The organism is Curtobacterium sp. Leaf261, assembly GCF_001422205.1.
Classification (GTDB): Bacteria; Actinomycetota; Actinomycetes; order Actinomycetales; family Microbacteriaceae; genus Curtobacterium.
The window spans coordinates 1-19,800 of record NZ_LMMJ01000008.1; the positions used below are offsets into that span (position 1 = coordinate 1).

General features: G+C 72.0%; 19 protein-coding genes. 12 read left to right on the forward strand and 7 right to left on the reverse strand.

Features of this window, described 5'->3' with window-relative positions; all coding sequences use genetic code 11:
• The first annotated feature begins 278 nt into the window (after nt 1-278).
• Together ASF23_RS08235 and ASF23_RS08240 are read left to right on the forward strand one after the other, a co-directional pair.
• Nucleotides 279-695, forward strand: a complete 417-nt coding sequence (locus ASF23_RS08235) for a VOC family protein (protein WP_055953046.1) — start codon at nt 279-281, stop codon at nt 693-695.
• Nucleotides 696-749: 54 nt separating this feature from the next.
• Nucleotides 750-1,709 (forward strand): amidase domain-containing protein, encoded by a 960-nt coding sequence (locus ASF23_RS08240; protein ID WP_082473950.1) that lies wholly within the window; start codon nt 750-752, stop codon nt 1,707-1,709.
• 215 nt (nt 1,710-1,924) lie between these two features.
• Here ASF23_RS08240 and ASF23_RS08245 read toward each other — a convergent pair whose 3' ends face one another.
• Complete coding sequence (locus ASF23_RS08245) at nt 1,925-3,187, reverse strand: hypothetical protein (protein WP_235510833.1); 1,263 nt, start codon at nt 3,185-3,187, stop codon at nt 1,925-1,927.
• A 314-nt stretch (nt 3,188-3,501) separates the two neighbouring features.
• Here ASF23_RS08245 and ASF23_RS08250 point away from each other — a divergent pair, with 314 nt between their 5' ends.
• Together ASF23_RS08250 and ASF23_RS08255 are read left to right on the forward strand one after the other, a co-directional pair.
• Nucleotides 3,502-4,359 carry a hypothetical protein gene (locus ASF23_RS08250; protein WP_055951714.1) on the forward strand — a complete coding sequence of 286 codons (858 nt, stop codon included), beginning with the start codon at nt 3,502-3,504 and terminating at the stop codon, nt 4,357-4,359.
• A gap of 66 nt (nt 4,360-4,425) precedes the next feature.
• Entirely contained in the window at nt 4,426-5,865 is a 1,440-nt protein-coding gene (locus ASF23_RS08255) for a maltokinase N-terminal cap-like domain-containing protein (protein ID WP_055951717.1), read from the forward strand.
• Between the two features lie 24 nt (nt 5,866-5,889).
• On the opposite strand, the gene ASF23_RS08260 is transcribed toward ASF23_RS08255, so the two are convergent.
• Entirely contained in the window at nt 5,890-6,423 is a 534-nt protein-coding gene (locus ASF23_RS08260) for a DUF2510 domain-containing protein (protein ID WP_055951720.1), read from the reverse strand.
• Between the two features lie 216 nt (nt 6,424-6,639).
• Nucleotides 6,640-7,683 carry an LLM class flavin-dependent oxidoreductase gene (locus ASF23_RS08265; protein WP_055951721.1) on the reverse strand — a complete coding sequence of 348 codons (1,044 nt, stop codon included), beginning with the start codon at nt 7,681-7,683 and terminating at the stop codon, nt 6,640-6,642.
• Nucleotides 7,684-7,751: 68 nt separating this feature from the next.
• Between ASF23_RS08265 and ASF23_RS08270 the strand changes: the two genes are divergently transcribed.
• The 3 genes from ASF23_RS08270 to ASF23_RS17810 all read left to right on the forward strand — a co-directional run bounded on the left by ASF23_RS08270 (nt 7,752) and on the right by ASF23_RS17810 (nt 9,552).
• Entirely contained in the window at nt 7,752-8,456 is a 705-nt protein-coding gene (locus ASF23_RS08270; RefSeq protein ID WP_162236739.1) for a GAP family protein, read from the forward strand.
• Between the two features lie 65 nt (nt 8,457-8,521).
• Complete coding sequence (locus tag ASF23_RS08275; RefSeq protein ID WP_055951727.1) at nt 8,522-8,881, forward strand: TraR/DksA family transcriptional regulator; 360 nt, start codon at nt 8,522-8,524, stop codon at nt 8,879-8,881.
• 221 nt (nt 8,882-9,102) lie between these two features.
• Nucleotides 9,103-9,552: a TIGR02611 family protein gene (locus ASF23_RS17810; protein WP_082473953.1), complete on the forward strand. Its 450-nt coding sequence runs from the start codon at nt 9,103-9,105 to the stop codon at nt 9,550-9,552.
• A 151-nt stretch (nt 9,553-9,703) separates the two neighbouring features.
• Here the strand turns inward: ASF23_RS17810 and ASF23_RS08285 are convergent, their stop codons facing one another.
• Entirely contained in the window at nt 9,704-10,948 is a 1,245-nt protein-coding gene (locus tag ASF23_RS08285) for an MFS transporter (RefSeq protein WP_055951731.1), read from the reverse strand.
• Between the two features lie 115 nt (nt 10,949-11,063).
• Here ASF23_RS08285 and ASF23_RS08290 point away from each other — a divergent pair, with 115 nt between their 5' ends.
• Both ASF23_RS08290 and ASF23_RS08295 read left to right on the forward strand, forming a co-directional pair.
• A complete protein-coding gene (locus tag ASF23_RS08290; RefSeq protein WP_200919329.1) occupies nt 11,064-11,495 on the forward strand; it encodes an ArsR/SmtB family transcription factor in 432 nt (143 codons plus the stop codon).
• Entirely contained in the window at nt 11,492-13,048 is a 1,557-nt protein-coding gene (locus ASF23_RS08295) for a DUF7059 domain-containing protein (RefSeq protein ID WP_055951734.1), read from the forward strand. Before ASF23_RS08290 ends, ASF23_RS08295 begins: the two co-directional genes overlap by 4 nt.
• A gap of 97 nt (nt 13,049-13,145) precedes the next feature.
• Here the strand turns inward: ASF23_RS08295 and ASF23_RS08300 are convergent, their stop codons facing one another.
• Nucleotides 13,146-14,006, reverse strand: coding sequence for an NAD-dependent epimerase/dehydratase family protein (locus ASF23_RS08300; RefSeq protein ID WP_055951737.1), 861 nt, complete (start codon nt 14,004-14,006; stop codon nt 13,146-13,148).
• A gap of 601 nt (nt 14,007-14,607) precedes the next feature.
• A complete protein-coding gene (locus ASF23_RS08305) occupies nt 14,608-15,651 on the reverse strand; it encodes an LLM class flavin-dependent oxidoreductase (RefSeq protein WP_055951740.1) in 1,044 nt (347 codons plus the stop codon).
• Between the two features lie 207 nt (nt 15,652-15,858).
• Here ASF23_RS08305 and ASF23_RS08310 point away from each other — a divergent pair, with 207 nt between their 5' ends.
• The 3 genes from ASF23_RS08310 (at nt 15,859) to ASF23_RS08320 (ending at nt 19,229) form a co-directional block, all read left to right on the forward strand.
• Entirely contained in the window at nt 15,859-18,462 is a 2,604-nt protein-coding gene (locus tag ASF23_RS08310) for a DEAD/DEAH box helicase (protein ID WP_055951743.1), read from the forward strand.
• A 35-nt stretch (nt 18,463-18,497) separates the two neighbouring features.
• Complete coding sequence (locus tag ASF23_RS08315; protein ID WP_055951746.1) at nt 18,498-18,914, forward strand: GNAT family N-acetyltransferase; 417 nt, start codon at nt 18,498-18,500, stop codon at nt 18,912-18,914.
• A gap of 63 nt (nt 18,915-18,977) precedes the next feature.
• Entirely contained in the window at nt 18,978-19,229 is a 252-nt protein-coding gene (locus ASF23_RS08320) for a DUF6458 family protein (protein ID WP_055951749.1), read from the forward strand.
• Nucleotides 19,230-19,266: 37 nt separating this feature from the next.
• Here the strand turns inward: ASF23_RS08320 and ASF23_RS08325 are convergent, their stop codons facing one another.
• Nucleotides 19,267-19,791 (reverse strand): ribonuclease H family protein, encoded by a 525-nt coding sequence (locus tag ASF23_RS08325; protein WP_055951753.1) that lies wholly within the window; start codon nt 19,789-19,791, stop codon nt 19,267-19,269.
• Nucleotides 19,792-19,800 lie beyond the last annotated feature (9 nt).

Here is a 19,800-nt window from a genome sequence, read left to right on the forward strand (position 1 = left end):
TTCCTGGTGGGTGTTCGGGGTGTTTGCCCGATGTACAAGTCATTCGGCACCCCCTCCGGAATGGTTTGGAGGGACTTCACCCCGTTACCCGACCGTGACCCACACCAGGGCCCGCCGCCCCGTACCGAACCCGCCACCCGGGCGCGAACCCGCCGACCCGCACCGAACCCGCCGATCACGCCGCCGGGCATCGTGTGCTCGCCGCGGGTCTGTCACCATGGTCGCGACGACGGCGGGACCGCTCGGCCTCGTCCGTGACCACGACGAAGGAGTCGATGATGCCCACGACACTGAACCCCTACCTCGGGTTCCGCGACACCGCCAGGACCGCGCTGGAGTTCTACCACTCGGTCTTCGGCGGCGAGCTGACCCTGAGCACGTTCGGCGACCTCCACGCGAGCGAGGATCCCGCCGAGCAGGACAAGATCATGCACGGGCAGCTCCGCACGGCCGGCGGTCTCGTGCTCATGGCGTCTGACACCCCGAGCGGCATGGGACTCCGCGAGGGCAGCAGCATCTCGGTCTCGCTGAGCGGTGAGGACGAGCCCGAGCTGCGGCGGTACTGGGATGGTCTCTCGGCGGGCGCGACGATCATCGAGCCGCTGACGGCAGCGCCGTGGGGCGACCAGTTCGGCATGCTGACGGACACGCACGGTGTGACGTGGCTCGTGAACATCACCCAGTCCGCGGCCTGACACCGCGGGGCGAGGGGTGATTCCCCCGGCGTGATCGCTTACCCTGGCTGAGCCATGACTCCTCCCGCACCCCTGACGCGCCGCACCTTGTTCTCCCTCGCCGGTGTCGCCGGCATCGGCCTCGCGGTCGCCGCGTGCTCGTCCGGCGACGGTGCGGACGGTGGGAAGGGCAGCGCCAAGGACGCCGGCGCGACGGACACGGCCACGGGCGGGTCGACCTCGACCTCGACCTCGACCCCGAAGGCCGGAGCGACGGCGGACACGCCGTCCACGAAGAAGATCGAGCCCGCAACGGTGCCGCTCGCCGGTGGCACGACGGTGACCATCAGCGGAACCGGTCTCGCCGCCGTGACGGCCGTGACCGTCGGGGGCGTTGCGGCGACCGACGTCCAGGCGTCCGACGCCACGGTTGCCTTCACGCTTCCGCACCAGGCCACCTACACACCGGGCGACGCCGACGTGGCGCTGGTCGGGTCGGGCGGCGACACCCTCACGACGTCCAAGCTCGCCTACGCCGTGCAGACCGACGTCGACCGGCAGCTGCAGTACGCCATGCAGTACGTGAAGGACTACAACCTCGCGGGCTACGGCGACATGAACCCGATCGGGGGCGACTGCGCGAACTTCGTCTCGCAGACGCTCATCGCCCGCGGGTGGCAGCAGCGCTCGGACTGGTACAGCCGGAACGCGGGGGCACAGCACTCCACGACATGGACCTACTGCCCGTCGATGGACCCGTGGCTCATCGCGAACGCAGCGACGTTCGGCCTGACCCGCAGGACGCTCGAGGACCGCGACAAGGTCAAGATCGGCGACATCGTGATGTGGGACTGGAACCACAACGGCTCGCCCGACCACGTGACGATCGTGTCCGAGGTGACGAAGGACGCGTCCGGCAAGGTCCTCATCCGGTCCGCGAGCCACAACGAGGACGGCCCGTACCGCGACCTCGACGAGATGATCACGGTGCAGCACCCCGGTGGGACGGCCTGGTTCCACACCTTCGACGCCTGAGGGGTCTGACGCGGGCCCGGCCGGCGGTGCTCTGACACCAGTGCAGGCGCATCGCACCGCTGATCACCATGGGTGCCATGCGTCAGGACCGGTGCCATGCGCAAGGACTGGTGCTATGCGTCCGGACTGGTGCCATGCGCAAGGACTGGTGCCATGCGCAAGGACCGGTGCCATGCGCAAGGACTGGTGCCATGCGCAAGGACCGGCCCCCGGCCTCACGGGTACCCCAGGAACCACAGGAACACGATCGCCACCGGCTGCAGGACGATCCCGACGGCGATCCACCCGACCGTCCGCCGCTGCGTCCGCACGAAGGCGTCCGACCCGAGCAGCGGTGCCATCGGCAGGAGCAGCCGGGCCAGGCTCTGTTGCGGCAGGAACACCGCCACGAGGTAGAGGCCGTAGCCCGCGACGAACCCCAGCACGTCCGGCCCGACCGCGCGGACACTCCGCCGCGTCAGGAACACCACGAAGCCGGCGAGCACCACGACCACGAGCACGATCCCCGCGACGCCGAGCCACCGACCGGCCATCACGAACCACGGCGTCAGCGGCGCGAACTCCCGCCGCCCGACGAACCCGACCCACCACGACAGCTCCGTCGCGAGGTAGGCGTCCGACCTCCCGGTGACGGCGCCGGCGACGAACGGCCACGCGAGTCCAGCGGCTGCGACGACGAGTCCCGATGCCGCGACGCCGATGCGGGAGGACCAAGGGAACACCGGCCCACCCCGGGCGTCCCGGACCCACCGCACGACGAGGTGCACCGCGAGGGCGACCGCCAGCGCGAGGATCCCCGGACGCGTGAACGCCGCCGTCACGCCGAGCAGTGTCACGAGCCAGTACCGCTGGCGGACGAGCGCGAGCAGGGCGCCGAACACGAGGAGCAGGAACATGCTCTCGGCGTACGAGACCTGCAGCAGGAACCCGAGCGGTCCGAACGCGAACAGTGCGACACCGCGGAGCGCACGCCGCGAGCAGCCCGTCACCCGGATGAGTCGGTGGAGGAGCACGCACGCGCCGGCCCCGCAGAGCAGCGCGACGAGGAAGCCGGCCACCCAGAACGAGAGCCCGGACGTCATCAGGGCGCGGACGACCCACGGGAACACCGGGAGGAACGCCCACGCGTTCGGCCGGACGTTCCCGTCGGCATCCACCGGGAGCGAGCGCGGGTACCCCGCAGTGGCGATCGTCCGGTACTGCCAGGCGTCCCACGAGCCGCTGAAGGTGAAGAACGTCGGGTCGGTCCGGTGGCTCGCGAACGTCCAGCCGCTCGCGGTCGCGACGACGAACATCGTCGCGAGGAACAGCGTGCTGACGAGTCGGGAACCGAGCCACACCAGGAGCGGGGCGGTCCACCCGCTGTGTCGTCCCTCCAGACCGATCCTGAGTCGACGGACGGCGCGACGCGCCTGGCGGACCGGTCTGGAGGCACGACCCGCGTCGTCGACGCGTCCGTCGGTCGGAGCGATGGTCACCGATCAGCCGTTCGCGGACCTGTGGCTGGCCGCGGCGAGGTCCTCGAGGCGGTGCGGCACGGACGTCAGTCTCGCACAGCGTCGGCGGGCGTTCCGGACCGTCGGGTGCGGGTCCGCGCAAGAACCCGACGTCCCCCTTGTGAGGGGTGTCGGCGGGCGGATACGTTCCTCACAATCGCCCGGAGCGCCACCCACGAACCGGTCGAGATCACGAACGAGAACTCGTGTCGGACCACCCATCCGGCACGCGGCGATCCGGCTCCGCCGGATGGTCGTTCCCGGAACGTCGCCCACCCATGAGGAACCCGAATCCCATGATCCCAGTCGACGATCGGCTGCGCCCGCGCGCGCTCGCCGGTCAGCCACGCCCGCTCCCCGTCCGACCGACACCACCCGCAGTCCCGCTCTCCGCCCCGCCCGGACCCGAACCGGTCGGGATCGGGACGCTCCCGACGCGGAGGCTCGCACCCGTGCGCCTCGTCGTCGAGGGCCTCGCACCGGTCGCCGCCCACCCGCGCATCAGCGTCGTCGACGGTCCGGGAGCACTCGCCCGAGCGGTCGCACTGGCCGCCGACGGTCTCGAGGTGCTCGTCATCGGCGATCGTCCCGAGCCGCTCGACCCGCGGGCGTCCGACGTCGTCGGGTTCGCGGCAGCCGCGGCGTCCGGGCGACTGCGCTGGACGCACTCGCTCGAGCAGGCGATCGCCTTCGCCGACGTGCACTTCGTGACCGCGGGCGGGACGACGGTCACCGGCGGTGCACGCGCTGGCGGGGTCGCGGCCGCCGCCGTCGCCGCCGAACTACGGTCCACCGTGCTCGACCTGGTCGCACGCGCCACCCGACGCACCCTGGTCGTCGGCTGCTCGGCGGTGCCGGTCGGGACCGCCGCCGACCTCGCGTCCATGGTGTCGACCGCTGCGCCGGTGCGCTCCGGCGTGGAGCTCGCCTGGGTCCCCGAGGCGACCGCGGTCGACCGGGCTGGTCGTGCCGACGGTCTGACCTTCGGGGTCGGGTCCCGCTGGGCCGAGGCGCAGCTCCGTGCCGTGTTCCGCCGACGCCTCGACGCGGGCACCCCGGTCGTCGTCACGGACCTCGAGACGGTGGAGCTCGCGGCCGCCGTCGGGTGGCGGGCGTTCCAGGACGGGACGAACGCGCTGCGCCGGAACGGCTGAGGCGCTACCGTCGCCGGTGCCGGGTCGCTCGGCCGGGGCAGAGGCCACGCGCGTACGATCCGCGGCATGAGCGCTGATGCCCGGACGCCCGGTCCGACCACCGACCAGAACCCCGACACCGCCGCCACAGCGAGGGCCGAGCAGATCGTGGCCTCGTGGATGTCCGGTCAGCGCTGGTACGCCGCGAAGGGCCTCGACCCCGCGCTCCGCGTGATCGACGCCGTCGAGGAGACCATCCAGGACGACGATGCCGACGTCCGCGTGCTCACGTGGCTCGTCATCGACGACGCTCCGGCCGTCCCCGTCCTGTACCAGGTCCCCTTCACGATCCGCACCGCCCCCGTGGACGCTCTGGCCCACGCACTCATCGCCACGGACGACGACCGTTGGCTCTACGACGGCCCGCACGACCCCGCCTACGCGCGGTGGCTCCTCGGGACGATCGCCGACGCACGGTCCCTCGACGGCACGGCGGTCGCCGGGACCCCCATGCACGTCGACGGTCAGGCGTTCATCGAGCCGGGCGCCGTGCGCACGGCCAAGGTGCTCCGCGGCGAGCAGTCGAACACCTCGATCATCTGCGAGGTCGACGGGCCCGCCGTGCCACGGGTCATCGTCAAGGTCTTCCGGGTGCTGCACCACGGGGAGAACCCCGACGTCACGACGCAGGCAGCGCTCTCCGCCGGAGGTTCGCTGCGCGTGCCGAAGTCGGTCGGGGCACTCGCGGGCTCCTGGAGCGACGTCGGTCGGAGCGAGGGCACGGCGCACGGGCACCTCGCGTTCGCGCAGGAGTTCCTGCCCGGCCTCGACGACGCGTGGCGGGTGGCACTCGCGGCGGCGACCGACGGGGTGGAGTTCACCGATCAGGCCCGGGCGCTCGGTGCGGCCGTGGCCGAGGTCCACGCGACGCTCGCCACGGCGCTCCCGACGGTTGAGGCCGGCCCGGACGAGGTCGGCTCGATGCTCGGGTCCATGCGGCAGCGGCTCGACACGGCGGCCACCGAGGTCCCCGCGATCGCGGAGCACGCCGACGCCGTCCGCGCCCTCTACGCCATGACCGAGGAGCTCGACTGGCCCCGGCTGCAGCGCATCCACGGGGACCTGCACCTCGGGCAGGCGCTGCTGTCGCCGGAGCGCGGCTGGATCCTGCTCGACTTCGAGGGCGAGCCGCTCCGCCCGATGCCCGAGCGGTCCCGCCCCGACGTCCCGCTCCGCGACGTCGCCGGCATGCTCCGCTCGTTCGACTACGTCGCCGGGGCCCTCGCGCACGCCGACGAGCCGGTGGACTCGGGGTCGTGGGCGCACGACGCTCGGCAGGCGTTCCTCGACGGGTACGTCGCTGCGTCGGGGGAGGACCTCCGGGCGGCACGGGCGCTCCTCGACGCCTTCGAGGTCGACAAGGCCGTGTACGAAGCCGTGTACGAGGCCCGGAACCGGCCGGACTGGGTCGGCATCCCGGTCGCGGCGGTCGGCAGGCTCGTGGACCGGAGCGCGCCCGCCGCATGACCCGGCTGGGCGGGGCGCGCCCCCCTAGATGCCGGCGTACTGGTGCAGCAGGTGCCCGAACGCCGTCATGAAGACGAGCCCGGTGGTGACCGCGAGCACGAGCGCCGACACCGCGATGCTCCGACCGACGATCCGCCACGACCCGGTGCCGTTCGGCCGGGCGATCCCGACGACGGCGAGCAGGACGGCGAGGACGCTGAACATGCCGATGGGGTTGACGACCGCGGAGAGCAGCGCAACGACGAGGGATCCCCAGCCGAACAGGCAGAAGCGTCGGACCCCGGACGTCTGACCGGCGACGATGCTCGCGCCGGTGTTCACGGCGGTCGACGCGGCGACCCCGGTCCCGCACGCCCACGCGGCGGTCGCGACGGCAGCGGGCCGGACGGAGAACTGCGGCTCGGCGTGCGTCTCGTGCGCCTCGCCCTGTCCGGGGGCCGACGATCGGGCGGCACTCGGTGCGGGTTGCGTCGCGCTGCCCCACGTGCGCCCGTCCCACCACCGCAGACGGCGGGTGTCCTGCGGATCGGGGAAGAAGCCGGCGGCCGGCAGTGTCACGACGGTCTCCTGTGCTCGGGGCTGATGGGTCTCTCCGAGGCTACGCAGCACCGGGGGACGACCACAGTCCCAGCACGGGTGTCGGCACAAGGGGGGACCCCGGTTGACCCCTCGCAGTTGCGATGCGAACGGGGTGCGGACACGAGCAGTGCCCATCCGTCGGCAGCGCGGGCTGCGGCGACGGACGGGCACCGGTCATCGGACGGGAGGCGCGGCTCAGCCCACCGGGGCCGGCTCCCGGTCCCAGCCCAGTTCCGCACCGACGGCCCTGACGCCGGCGAGGAGCCGCGCGTTGAAGTCCACGCCGAGCTGGTTCGGCACCGTGATGAGCACGGTGTCCGCCGCCGCGACCGCGGCGTCCGTCGCGAGCTGCTCGACGAGCTGCTCCGGCTCGCCGATGTAGCTCCGCCCGAACCGGGCGAGCCCGCCGTCGAGGTGTCCGACCTGGTCCTGACCCTCGACCTGCGCGCGGACCCCGAAGTAGTGGCGCGACTCGTCGTCGGTGATCGGGATGATGCTGCGGCTCACGCTGACCCGGGGCGTCCGCTCCCACCCGGACTCGGCCCACACCCGACGGAAGCGCTCGATCTGCTCGAGCTGGAGCTGGTCGAACGGCACGCCGGTGTCCTCGGTGAGGAGCGTCGACGACATCAGGTTCATGCCCTGCTCGGCGGTCCACTCCGCCGTGGCGCGGGTCCCTGCGCCCCACCAGATGCGCTCGCCGAGGCCGTCGGACAACGGGGACATCGGGAGCACGCCGTCGCGTCCGGTCATCTGCGGGTTGGCGGCCGCGATCCCCGCGCCGTCGATCGCCTGGCGGAAGAGGGCGGTGTGCTGCCGGGCCATGTCGGCATCGGTCTCTCCGGGCGCGGGGACGTACCCGAACGCCTCGTACCCGGCCAGCGAGGTCTCGGGTGACCCCCGGCTCACGCCGAGCTGCAGCCGTCCGTCGGCGATGAGGTCCGTCATCGCGGCCTCCTCCGCCATGTACAGGGGGTTCTCGTAGCGCATGTCGATCACGCCGGTGCCGATCTCGATCCGCGAGGTCCTGGCCGCGACGGCGGCGAGCAACGGGAACGGCGAGGCCTGCTGCGGCGCGAAGTGGTGGACGCGGAAGTAGGCGCCGTCGATGCCGATCTCCTCGGCGGCGACGGCGAGGTCGATCGCCTGGGTCAGCGACTCGCGGGCGGACCGCACGCGGGAGCCGGGGACGTTCTGCCAGTGCCCGAAGGAGAGGAAGCCGATCTTGGTCATGTTCATGCGAACGCACTGACGCGGTGGTGCATTCCGTCTCGCCGCGCGTGCCGCGATGCACGATGCGGGATACGGTGAGCGCGGGACGAGAGGGCTGGGCTGTGGACGGTGGTGCGCTGATCGGCACGCTCCTCCCGACGGGGGTCGCCGTGACCCTCAGCCCGCTGCCGATCGCCGCGGTGGTCATGCTGCTCCTCTCAGCGAACGGGCATCGATCGGCCGTGGCCTTCGCCTGGGGATGGGTGACCGGGATCGTCCTCGGGGTGCTCGTCCTCGCGGTGGCGGCCGAGGCGCTCCCGTCGCCCGACGCCACGGGCCACGATCCGGTCAGCGGAGTCCTCACGATCGTGTCCGGCGTCGTCCTCCTGGTCCTCGCCGCGTGGCAGTGGACCCGGCGGAGACTGCCGGACGGTCGGCCCGCGAGTGCGCGCTGGGTACGGGTCCTCGACGGCATCGGCGTCCGTCGGGCAGCGCTCCTCGGGGTGCTGTCCGTCGTCGCCAACCCGAAGAACCTCGTCCTGTCCCTCGCCGCCGGCGTGGCGATCGGCGAGTCTCGCGACGGTGTCCCGGACATCGTCGTCGCGATCGTCGTGTACGTGCTCGTCGGCGCCGTCGCGATCGTGGTCCCCGTGGCCGCCGTCGCGATCGCCCCGGTGCGGAGCGCGAGGCCGCTCGACCTGGTCCGTCGGGCGCTGCTCCGGCACGGCGTCGTGGTCCTGGTCGTCGTCCTCGTGGTGCTCGGCGTCGTCGAGGTCGTCGAGGGCCTCCGTCAGGTCTGAGGGCCCCGGTCAGGTCTGAGGCCCGCCGTCAGGTCTGACCGTGGCGCCGCGCGTAGCCTGCCGGGATGACATCGGCGGAGGACGGGACCGGGTTCGACCCCCGGGCGGCACTGCTGGCCGAACGCGCGCGGACCACGAGGCTCCTCGCCGACGTCGGCCAGAGCATGCGCGACGTCAGCGATGCCCGCGACGGCGCGAACGTCGACGACGAGCACGATCCCGAGGGCGCGACGCTCGCGTACGAGCGGGGTTCCCTCGGCGCGGTCCGTGACGACGCGGTGGAACGTCTCGCCGCGGTGGACGCCGCGCTGACCCGGCTCGACGAGGGACGGTACGGGCGGTGCTTCGTCGACGGTGAGCCGATTCCCGAGGCCCGGCTCGAGGCCAAACCGTGGGCGACGACCTGCATCGTGCACGCCGCCTGAGCCCTCGACGCCCGGGGCGCGACGCCCGGGGCTCGGGACGAGCGCTGCTCGCGTGGACGACAGCTACGCGGTCCGCCGCACGTGCAGCAGTCGTTGGGACGTGCACGACCGAGCACGGGGCGGGCCGCGGCGGTCGACGGGCGGTGATCCGTGCCTCCCGGCCGGTGGATGGTCAGCGGCATCGCCGCTGTTTCCCAGCCGGTGTTCCTACGCTCGGGCGCATGGACGACGACCGGACCGAGCGCGAGCGGACCGCCGGGTCCGACGCGCCCGCCACCTCGCCCGACCAGGAACGGGCCGCCGGACCGCACCGGCGGTTCCGCTGGTTCCACGACGCCCGCGCCTGGATCCGCGCCCGCCCGCACGTGCACCTGCCCTACCGGATCCTCGTCGGGATCGTCGGTGGACTCGTCATCATCATCGGCCTCATCCTCGTGCCGCTCCCCGGGCCCGGATGGCTCGTGGTGTTCATCGGCCTGACGATCCTCGCGAGCGAGTTCGCGTTCTTCCACCGCATCTCGACCTGGCTCCGCGCTCGGCTGCACCGCTTCTGGGACTGGGTCCGTCAGCACGGGTCGGCCCGTATGCGCGCGGCGGCCGACCGGGGCAAGGACTCGGTCGACGACGCCCACGCGGATGCCAACCGGTCGCTCGGCACACAGACGCGCTGACGGGGCGCCAGGCGGGCCGGACCCACGGACGGGCCGGACCCACGGACGGGCCGGACCCACGGACGGGCCGGACCCACGGACGGACCGGACCCACAGGAGGGCCGGACCCCCGGCAGGGCTGGATCGGACGGGCCTGCTCAGACAGCCCTGCTCAGACGGTCCGGATCGACCCCGATGCAGTGCACTCGAGGCGCTCCGCAGCGACCTCCTCGATCGCGGCCGCGCGGCGCGACCCGAGCTGCATGACGAGGGCGACCGCCGCGGCGACGACCACGAACGCCCCGTAGCCCACGACGACCGGGACGAGGCCGACCGTCGGCTCGAACAGTCCGGCCACGACGCTCGGCACACCGAACGCCAGGTAGCTCACCACGTAGATCGTCGACAGGATCCCCGCGCGGTGGGTCGGAGCGGCCGTCGCCAGCAGCATCCGGAGCGCGGCCTGGAACCCAGCGCCGAAGCCGACACCAGCGATGACGGTACCGACGACGAGGCCCGGGAGCGACGCCGTGACGACGAAGGCCAGCGTCACGACGGGCCCGACGACGAGCGCGACGAGGCCGATCAGCATGCCGCGTCGGGCGTCCATCCGCTGGATCGCGAGGCCGGTGAGAGCACCGGCACCCGTGAAGACCCCGATGAGCGCACCCGCACCGAAGTGGTTCGTCACGCCGAACACGCCCCCGAGCACCGACGGCACGAGGGACAGGTAGAGCCCGCCGAGCGCCCAGCTCGACACGAGCGCACCGGCGACGCTCCGGAACAACGGCCGGGAGGCCCGGGGCAGGCTGATCGTCGGAGCCAGCGACCGCAGGGCGCCCGGGCGGCGCTGCACGCGTTCCGGGACGACCACCAGGGCTGCGGCCACCAGCACGAGCAGCGACCCGAACACCAGGTACACGAGTCGTTCCGGCAGCGGACCCCACTCGACGAACGCGCCGCTCGACATCGCGCCGACCGCGAGGGCGATCGGCGGCGTGACCCCGTTCAGCACGGACGCGAGACCCGGATGCCGCTCGAGTGAGTGGTCGAGCAGCGCTGCGCCGAGGGTGCCGAGCAGCAGCCCGACGGAGACGCCCTGCACGATCCGCGCGACGATGAGCGAGCCGAGGCCGTCCGCCACCGAGAAGAGCCCCATCGCGGCGACGACCCCGACGGCTCCGGCGAACAGCACGGGCTTCCGGCCGACGTGGTCCGAGAGGGACCCAGCAGTCAACAGGCTGGCGAGCAGTCCGAGCACGTAGATCGCGAACACCCCGGTGAGCATGATCGGGGTGAGATGCCACTCCGCCGCGTACACCGGGTAGATCGGCGAGGGGACGGCGGACGACGCGACGGACACCAGGAGCATCGCGGCGATGATCCAGAACCCGGCGACGGAACGGGAAGACTGCATGGCGATCCCTCTCGGTTGACTGGCGCCTCGGATGCGCTGTACGGGTTCATTCGTACAGCACCTGTCAGTACGACGCAAGTCGTACAAGGTGTCCGATCGTGGTACCGTCCCGTACATGTCGGAGATCCTGCCGCAGCCGGCCCGCGACGAGCTCGAGCTGCCCGTCGTCATGGCGGCCCTGTCCGACCCGATCCGGCTGACGATCCTGCACCGGTACCTGGTCGACGGCGGGGGTGCGGAGATCGCGTGCGGATGGGTCGGCATCGACCGCCCGAAGTCGACGCTCACCCACCACTTCCGCACGCTGCGCGAGGCCGGACTCCTCGAGCAGCGCGTGCACGGGCTCGAGCGCCGCGGACGGATCCGGACCGAGGACGTCAGCGCCCGCTTCCCGGGGCTCATCGACATGGTGCTCGACTGGGACGTCCCCGCGGGCGTGCTGCTCGACGAGCTGCCGGCGACCCCGGTCCCCGTGGCACAGGTCCCGACGGCCGTGGCCTCGACGGCCGTGGCCTCGACGGCGCCGGCGCCGGCCGCCGCCCGATGATCCCGATCATCCCCGACGCGGACGTCGCGCGCGCCCTGGCGGCCGACCTCGACGCGGCGGGCTACACCGTCGAGGCGGTCGACGCGCTCTGGGGGAGCGACGCCGCCGACGCCCTCCACCGCGGCACCCGGGTCCCAGCGGTCCGCGAGCTCGACGCGCGACTCGTCGGCGGCCTGCCCTCACCCGTCGCGACACTCGCCCGACTCTTCCTGCTCGGTCTCCCGGCCGATCTGACGGACGCGGCCACGGCCCTCCCGTCCGTCGGCGTGCCGGCGCTCGTCGATGCCGGTCTCGTCTCCGTCGAGGGAGGGGACGTCCGGCCGAACGTCGACCTCCGTCCCTACGCGTACGTCGACGACGCCGGCGCCGGGAGCTGGTGGGTCATGTCCGACCTCGGGGAGCTCGCCCTCGGACGGGCGCTCGGCGAGGAGCACGTGCTCGGCATCGGCGGCGCGTCGATGACCCTGAGCGGACTGATGGTGCCCGTGCCGGTCCGACGGGTCCTCGACCTCGGGACGGGCTGCGGCATCCAGGCGATGCACGCGAGTCGGTTCGCCGAGACCGTCGTGGCGACCGACATCTCGGCGCGGGCACTCGACATCGCCCGGTTCAACGTGGCGATGAACGGCATCGAGAACGTCGAGTTCCGGCTCGGGTCGCTCTACGAGCCGGTCGCGGGGGAGCGGTTCGACCGCATCGTGTCGAACCCGCCGTTCGTGATCACCCCGCGGCGGGACGGCGTCCCGGCGTACGAGTACCGCGACGGCGGCATGGTCGGCGACGCGCTCGTCGAGACGGTGCTCACCGGGCTCGCCGCGCACCTGGAACCCGGTGGGACGGCGCAGCTCCTCGGCAACTGGGAGCACCGGTGGGGCCGGGAGGGGCTCGACCGTGTGGCGTCCTGGTTCGGGGAGCGGCCCGACGACGGACCGGCGCTCGACGTGTGGGTGGTCGAGCGGGAGCGCCAGGACCCCGCGACCTACGCCGAGACGTGGATCCGCGACGGAGGGACCCGCCAGGGCACACCCGCGTTCGAGGAGCTCGTCGGCTACTGGCTCGACGACTTCGCCGAGCGGCACGTGCTCGGCGTCGGGTTCGGGTACGTCGTGGTGCGACGTCCAGCCTCCGACGGACTGACGACGACCCGGCGGTTCGAGCGTGTGCCGGAGTCGCTCGGGTCGAACCCCGCGGGCCTCGGGGCGACGGTCGCGCGGACCCTCGACGCCATCGACTGGCTCCGGTCGCACGACGATGCGGCGCTGGACCGGGCGCACCTCGTGGTCGCCGGCGACGTCACCGAGGAACGGCACTACTGGCCGGGCAACGACGACCCGACGGTGATCACGCTCGTGCAGGGCGGGGGCTTCGGCCGACGCGTGGACGCCGACACGGCACTCGCCGCGTTCGTCGGGGCCTGCGACGGGGACCTCGGCGTCGGCGCGATCGTCGGCGCGATCGCCCAGCTGTTGCGCGTCGACGAGGACGCGCTCGCGGCGGAGCTCCGGCCGCGCATCCGCGAGCTCCTCACCGACGGCCTGCTCCGCCCGGCGTAGCCCTTCCTTCCGCAAAACACGAGGTTGGCCGCTCCTCGCAGGGAAATACCTCTGCGAGGAGCGGCCAACCTGGTGTTCTGCGGGCGGGCCGGGACTGCTACCGGCCGTCGCGCCAGCTGTACTGCGGGGCGTACCCGAGGAGCTCGCGCGCCTTCTCGCTCGACAGGAGGCTGGACACGCCGTCGATCGCGGCGTTCCGGGGCACGTCGGGCAGGAACCGGTCGGCGAGCTCGATCGTGGGCGTGTCCATGACGGTGTCCGGGCTCGCGATGATGAACGCCTCGAAGCCCGTGAGGTCGCTCTCCACCGCACGTCGAACGGCCTGGGCGCCGTCCCGCGAGTCGATGTACGACCACAGGTTGAACGTCTTCGCCTCGGGGGTGGCGTCCCACGGGAACGCCGGGTAGTCCGTCTCGTCCATCACGTTCGAGAACCGCAGACCGATCATCTTGAGCTGCGGGTCCCACTGCGTGAAGTGGCGGGCCATCTCCTCCTCAACGGCCTTGCCGAGGGAGTACGACGACTTCGGGCGGACCGCGAAGTCCTCGTCGACGGGGATGTAGGGCGGGTGGTGTTCACCCATCGGGATGCCGAGGAGGGTCTCGCTCGACGCCCACACGACGTTCTGGATCCGGGCCGCCCGTGCCGCGTGGAACACGTTGATCGACGCCGTGACGTTGTTCGTGATGAGCGCGACGTCGGGGATCTGGCCGGGTGCCGGCACGGCGGCGAGGTGCACGACCGCGTCGACCCGGTCGTACCGGTCGTCGACCCCGAGCAGGCAGTTCAGCACCTGCCCGTAGTCGGTGAGGTCGGTCCGGACGAACGCGACGCCGTCCGGCAGGTCGGGGGAGGGGACCCGGTCCAGCAGGACCACGTCGTACCCGGAGCTCGCGAACTCGCGCACCACGGCCCTCCCGAGCTTGCCGCTGCCACCGGTCACCACTACGCGCGTCATCGCGCCTCCTCGTATCGATTCGGGTCCGCGGCCATCGGCCGCCCCATCATCATGCTCGGTCACGGCCGTCCGCGCGGGAACCCGCATGCATGACCCCCGAACGGGGTACAAAGCTGCGGATTCGCGCGAAAACGGGGGACCCTCGGACTGGGACGCTGTTTTCGATGCGTTCGCACTCGCTACGATGGACGATGTGCCTGTCGGCTGGTTACCGACGACACGCGCGCCACGTCAGAGTCGGGCGGCGCGCGCTGCAGCCTCCTGATCCGGCTGTCGGTGCCCCACCCGTCTCGGTGCGTCCCGATGCGCCCCCGCGGTATCCGCGGGGGCGCATCCCCATGTTCGGCGGTCGTCCCGTCGACCCGAACCGGCGCCCTGCGCACCTGACGCGAGCATTCCCGACACGCGTCGGGTGACAAACAGACCGGTTGGTGCGACGATGGTCGGACCATCCCGTCGGGATCAGGGACGGGATGGTCGCGCGGCGAGTGGCGGGGGACTCACCACACCCCGCCCCGCCGGGCGTCCTCCGCCTCGGCCGGTGCGACACCGGGGCCTCGCCTCGGCCGGTGCGACACCGGGGCCGCAGGGCCGCAGACGGTCAGTGCGCGGGGCTCCAGCCGAGTTCCGGTGCGATCTTCTCCGCGATCGTCGTGAGGATCCGACGGTGTGACTCCGCGTCGCCGTTGGCAGGCAGGGTGATCACCAGCTGGTCCGTCGCCGCGACCGCAGGATCCGCACGCAGCGCGTCGACGATGGTCGCCGGATCGCCGGAGAGCACCTTGCTGAACCGGAACGGCGGGTTCCCCGAGAGCGGCCTCCCCTCGTCGTCCATGCCTGCGGCGTAGCTCTCGATGAACTCGCGGTGCGTCTCGTGGTCCTCGGCGGTCTCGAGCGGCACGACGATCCGTCCGACCGCGACCCGCCCACGCCTCGCTCCAGCCGGGTCCGGGGCGCCGTGCACCTCGGCCCATCGCTGTCGGTACGCACGGATCTGGTCGGCCTGCGCCTCTGCGAACGGCGCTCCGGTGTCCTCGGTGTTGAGGGTCGACATGTGGATGTTCAGGCCGCGCTCCGCCGTGCGGACCGCGGTGCCCCTGCTCCCGCCGCCCCACCACACCCGGTCGAGGAGCCCGGCGCTGTGCGGCTCGACGAACAGGTCCTTGCCGGCCGGGATGCTCTCGTAGCCCGAGCCGGAACTGCCGAGGGTGTCGCCGCGGAGTGCCTCGAGCAGGCGCTCGCCGCGCGCCTCGGCCTCCTCGCGGAAGGGGCGGTCGACGGCGCCGAACAGCGGGTCGAGGACGGGTCCGGACTGCGGGATGCCCGTGCTGATGCCGAGTGCGACCCGGCCGCCGCTCAGCAGGTCGACCGTGGCGGCGTCCTCGGCGAGCCGGATCGGGTCCTCGTACCGCATGCCGAGGACCGCCGTCCCGAAGCCGATGCGCGACGTCCGCTGGGACGCCGCCGCGAAGAACGTCATCGGGCTCGTCAGGAACGGCTCGAAGTGGCGGCCGCGCACCCACCCGGTCCGGAACCCGAGTTGCTCGGCGTGCTCGAACAGCCGGATGCCGTCCTCGAGGGCGGCGGCGGAGCCGTCGCGCCCGCCGTGGTTCGGGACGAACGAGAGGAAGCCGAGTTCGAGCATGCCGTCATCCTAGCGAGCGTTTCGTTGCGTACGCATGGAAGTGCCGGACCCGACGTGCGTCGGACGGGAGGGACGGGTCGGCCCCGCACCGTGCCTCCCGTCCGTCTCCCGGTCACCCCGGCACCGCACGTTCGGGCGGTTCCGACGGCGTCGTCCCGCTCGTTCGTGCAGTTCGGCAGAACTGCGGCCTGCGAGGATGGATGCACCATGACCGACTCCGCCGCTGCCCCGCTCGCCGCCGCCCTCCCACCCGCGGGCGACCCCGACGCGGTCTACCTGGCCTTCGCGGAGTGGGCGGCGGAGTCCGGGCGTCCGCTCTACCCCGCACAGGACGAAGCCGTCATCGAGCTCGTCTCCGGCGCGAACGTCGTCCTCAGCACGCCGACCGGCACGGGCAAGAGCCTCGTCGCGGCCGGGGCACACTTCGCCGCGATGGCCGAGGGCAAGCGCTCGTTCTACACGGCCCCGATCAAGGCCCTGGTGTCGGAGAAGTTCTTCCAGCTCGTCGAGCTGTTCGGCCCCGCGAACGTCGGCATGGTCACGGGGGACTCCGCGGTGAACGCCGATGCCCCGATCATCTGCTGCACGGCCGAGATCCTCGCGAACCTGGCACTCCGCGAGGGTCCGTCCGCGGACGTCGACGTCGTCGTGATGGACGAGTTCCACTTCTACGGCGACCAGGACCGCGGCTGGGCGTGGCAGGTGCCGCTGCTCATCCTCGATCGAGCGCAGTTCCTCCTCATGTCGGCGACCCTCGGCGACGTCACGACCATCGCCGACGACCTGTCCGAGCGGACCGGGCGACCGACCGCGCGCGTGACCGGGGTGTCCCGCCCCGTGCCGCTCGACTACGAGTACGTGACGACCCCCGTGCAGGAGACCGTCGAGTCGCTCCTCAGCGACGGCAAGCGGCCGATCTACATCGTGCACTTCGCCCAGGCCGCGGCACTCGAGCGGGCGCAGTCCCTGACGAGCATCACCATCGCGTCCCGTGAGCGCCGCGACGACATCGGTGCCGCGATCGCCGGGTTCCGGTTCTCGGCGGGGTTCGGCCAGACGCTCAACCGGCTCGTCCGGGCGGGCATCGGCGTGCACCACGCGGGGATGCTGCCGAAGTACCGCCGCCTCGTCGAGCAGCTCGCCCAGCGGGGACTCCTGCCGGTCATCTGCGGGACGGACACCCTGGGTGTCGGGATCAACGTGCCGATCCGCACCGTGCTCCTGACCGGTCTGACGAAGTACGACGGCATGCGGATGCGACAGCTCGGGGCGCGTGAGTTCCACCAGATCGCCGGTCGTGCCGGGCGTGCCGGGTACGACACCGAGGGCACGGTCGTCGCCGAGGCGCCGGAGCACGACATCGAGAACGCACGGGCGGTCGCGAAGGCCGGCGACGACCCGAAGAAGAAGAAGAACATCAAGCGGAAGCGGGCTCCGGAGGGGTTCGTGTCCTGGGGGCAGCCGTCGTTCGAGCGGCTCATCGGTGCCGAACCGGAGCCGCTCGTGTCGCACCTCACGATGACGCACGCGATGGTGCTGTCCGTGATCGCACGTGGCGGCGACGTGTTCGAGAACGTCCGGTCCCTCGTGTTCGAGAACCACGAACCCCGCGCGCGGCAGCTCGCGCTCGCGCGACGTGCGCTCGAGATCGGACGGACGCTGCTGACCGCAGGCGTGATCGAGCGGGTGCCCGGGGCCGCGTCCGGTACGGACGGTCCCGTCCGGACGGCACTGCCGGGAGGCACGGGGCCGGCTCCGACGGTCCGGCTCACGATGGACCTGCCGGCCAACTTCGCACTCAACCAGCCGCTCTCGCCGTTCGCGTTCGCCGCCTTCGAACTCCTCGACCCTGAGTCGCCGTCCTACGCGCTCGACATGGTGTCGATCGTCGAGTCCACGCTGGACGACCCCCGGCAGATCATCGGTGCCCAGCAGTTCAAGGAGCGCGGCGAGGCCGTGGCTCGGATGAAGCAGGAGGGAATCGAGTACGAGGAGCGGATGGAGCTGCTCGAGGACGTCACGCACCCCAAGCCGCTCGACGAGCTCCTGACCGCGGCGTACGAGGCCTACGCCGCGGAACAGCCCTGGGTCCTCGACTTCCGCCTGTCGCCGAAGTCCGTCGTCCGCGACATGTACGAGCGTGCGATGACCTTCGGCGAGTTCGTGAAGTTCTACGGGCTCACCCGGTCCGAGGGGCTCGTGCTCCGCTACCTGTCCGACGCGTACCGGACCATGCGGCAGACGATCCCGTCGGAGTCACGGTCGGACGAGCTCGACGACCTCATCGAGTGGCTCGGCGAGCTCGTCCGGCAGGTCGACTCGTCGCTCGTCGACGAATGGGAGGCGATGATCTCCGGGGCCGGTTCCGTCGCCGGACCGGACGAGACCGAGATCCTCCCGCCGGCACCGCCACGGCTCACCTCGAACGTCCGGGCCTTCCGGGTGCTCGTCCGCAACGAGCTGTTCCGCCGGGTGCAGCTCGCCGCGCTCGACGACGTGGAGGCACTCGGCGCACTCGACAGCGAGGCGGGGTTCGACGCGGACGCATGGGACACCGTGCTCGAGGAGTACTACGCCGAGCACGACACCATCGGCACGGACGCCGATGCCCGGTCGATGCAGTACCTGATCCTCACCGAGTCGGGCCGGACGTGGCACGCGCGGCAGATCTTCGCGGATCCGTCGGACGACAAGGACTTCGGCATCATCGCGTCGATCGACCTCGACGCGTCGGACGAGGCGGGGGAGGCCGTCGTGCACGTCCGCGAGATCGGCCGGTTCGACGGGTGGACCGAGGTCGACGTCGACTGAGCGGGTGCACGCTCGCGGGCCGCTAGCGTTGGCGGATGCCCTGGGACGTCCTGCACGATGGTCCGCTCGAGCGCGCTGAGCTGCTCGACCTCTACGCGTCGGTCGGATGGTCCGCGTACACCCGCGATCCGGAGCTGCTGGTCCGCGCGCTCGACGGTTCCTCGGCGGTGTTCACGGTCCGCGATGGTGACGTGCTCGTCGGCCTCGCTCGGGTCCTGACCGACGGGGCGACGATCGTGTACCTCCAGGACGTGCTCGTCCGCCCGTCGCACCATCGTCGTGGCGTCGGCGCCAGGCTCGTCGACGCGGTCCTCGCGGAGTACTCCCACGTCCGTCAGCTGGTGCTGATCACCGACGCCGAGCCGGGGCAGCGGTCGTTCTACGAGTCGCGCGGCCTCGTCGAGGTGCACGATGCGGACCCGGCCCTGCGGGCGTTCGTCCGGCTCGGGTGAACTGACCGGCCCTCGATCTGCCGCGACGTGTACCGTCCTGAGCAGTCTTCGAAGGGACTCCCCATGCGCATCGGCTCCAGCATCGCCCTCATCGTGATCGGCGCGATCGTCGCGTTCGCCCTCGACATCCAGGTCTCCGGCATCGACCTCCGCCTCATCGGGTACATCCTGATGGCCGCGGGCATCGTGCTCCTCATCATCAGCCTCGCCGTCGGGTTCGGCGGCCGCCGGACCTCCACCACGACGCGCTCGGGCATCGACCCGGCGTCCGGTGAGCAGATCACGCGCCAGGAACGCCGCGACGGCACCTACTGATCGCGCTGGCGAGGCTGTGGTCCTCGCCTGGGGTTGATCAGAACAGGGTTGCCGGCGGCGGGGTCGGTGCTGCCGGTTCTGCAGGTTCGCTGACCTCGACGCCCGGCCACCCGGGACCGCTCGGAACCTCGGTGCGCTGCTGGTACGCGGTCGCTGCTCCGCGTGCCCGGACGTCGGCGGCCTCGTTCATCTCGTGGCCGACGTGTCCGCGGACCCACTCGAACCGGACCTGACGACCCTGGAGCTCGGCGTCGAGCTCCTTGATGATCTCGACGTTCAGCACCGGCTTGCCGTCGGCCTTCCGCCAGCCCTTGCGCTTCCAGCCGGCGAGCCACTCGGTGCACGCCTTGATCGCGTACTGGCTGTCGCAGAGGATGTGCAGGGGTTCGCCGGTGTCCTTCGTGGCGCGGAGGAGCTGCAGCACCGCCGTGAGCTCGCCCTGGTTGTTCGTGGCGTTCGGCCAGCCGCCGGCAGCCCAGCGGTCGTCGTCCACGTACCAGGCCCAGCCTGCGGGGCCGGGGTTGCCGAGGGCGGATCCGTCAGCGGCGGCAAGGATCGTCACGGAGTACCT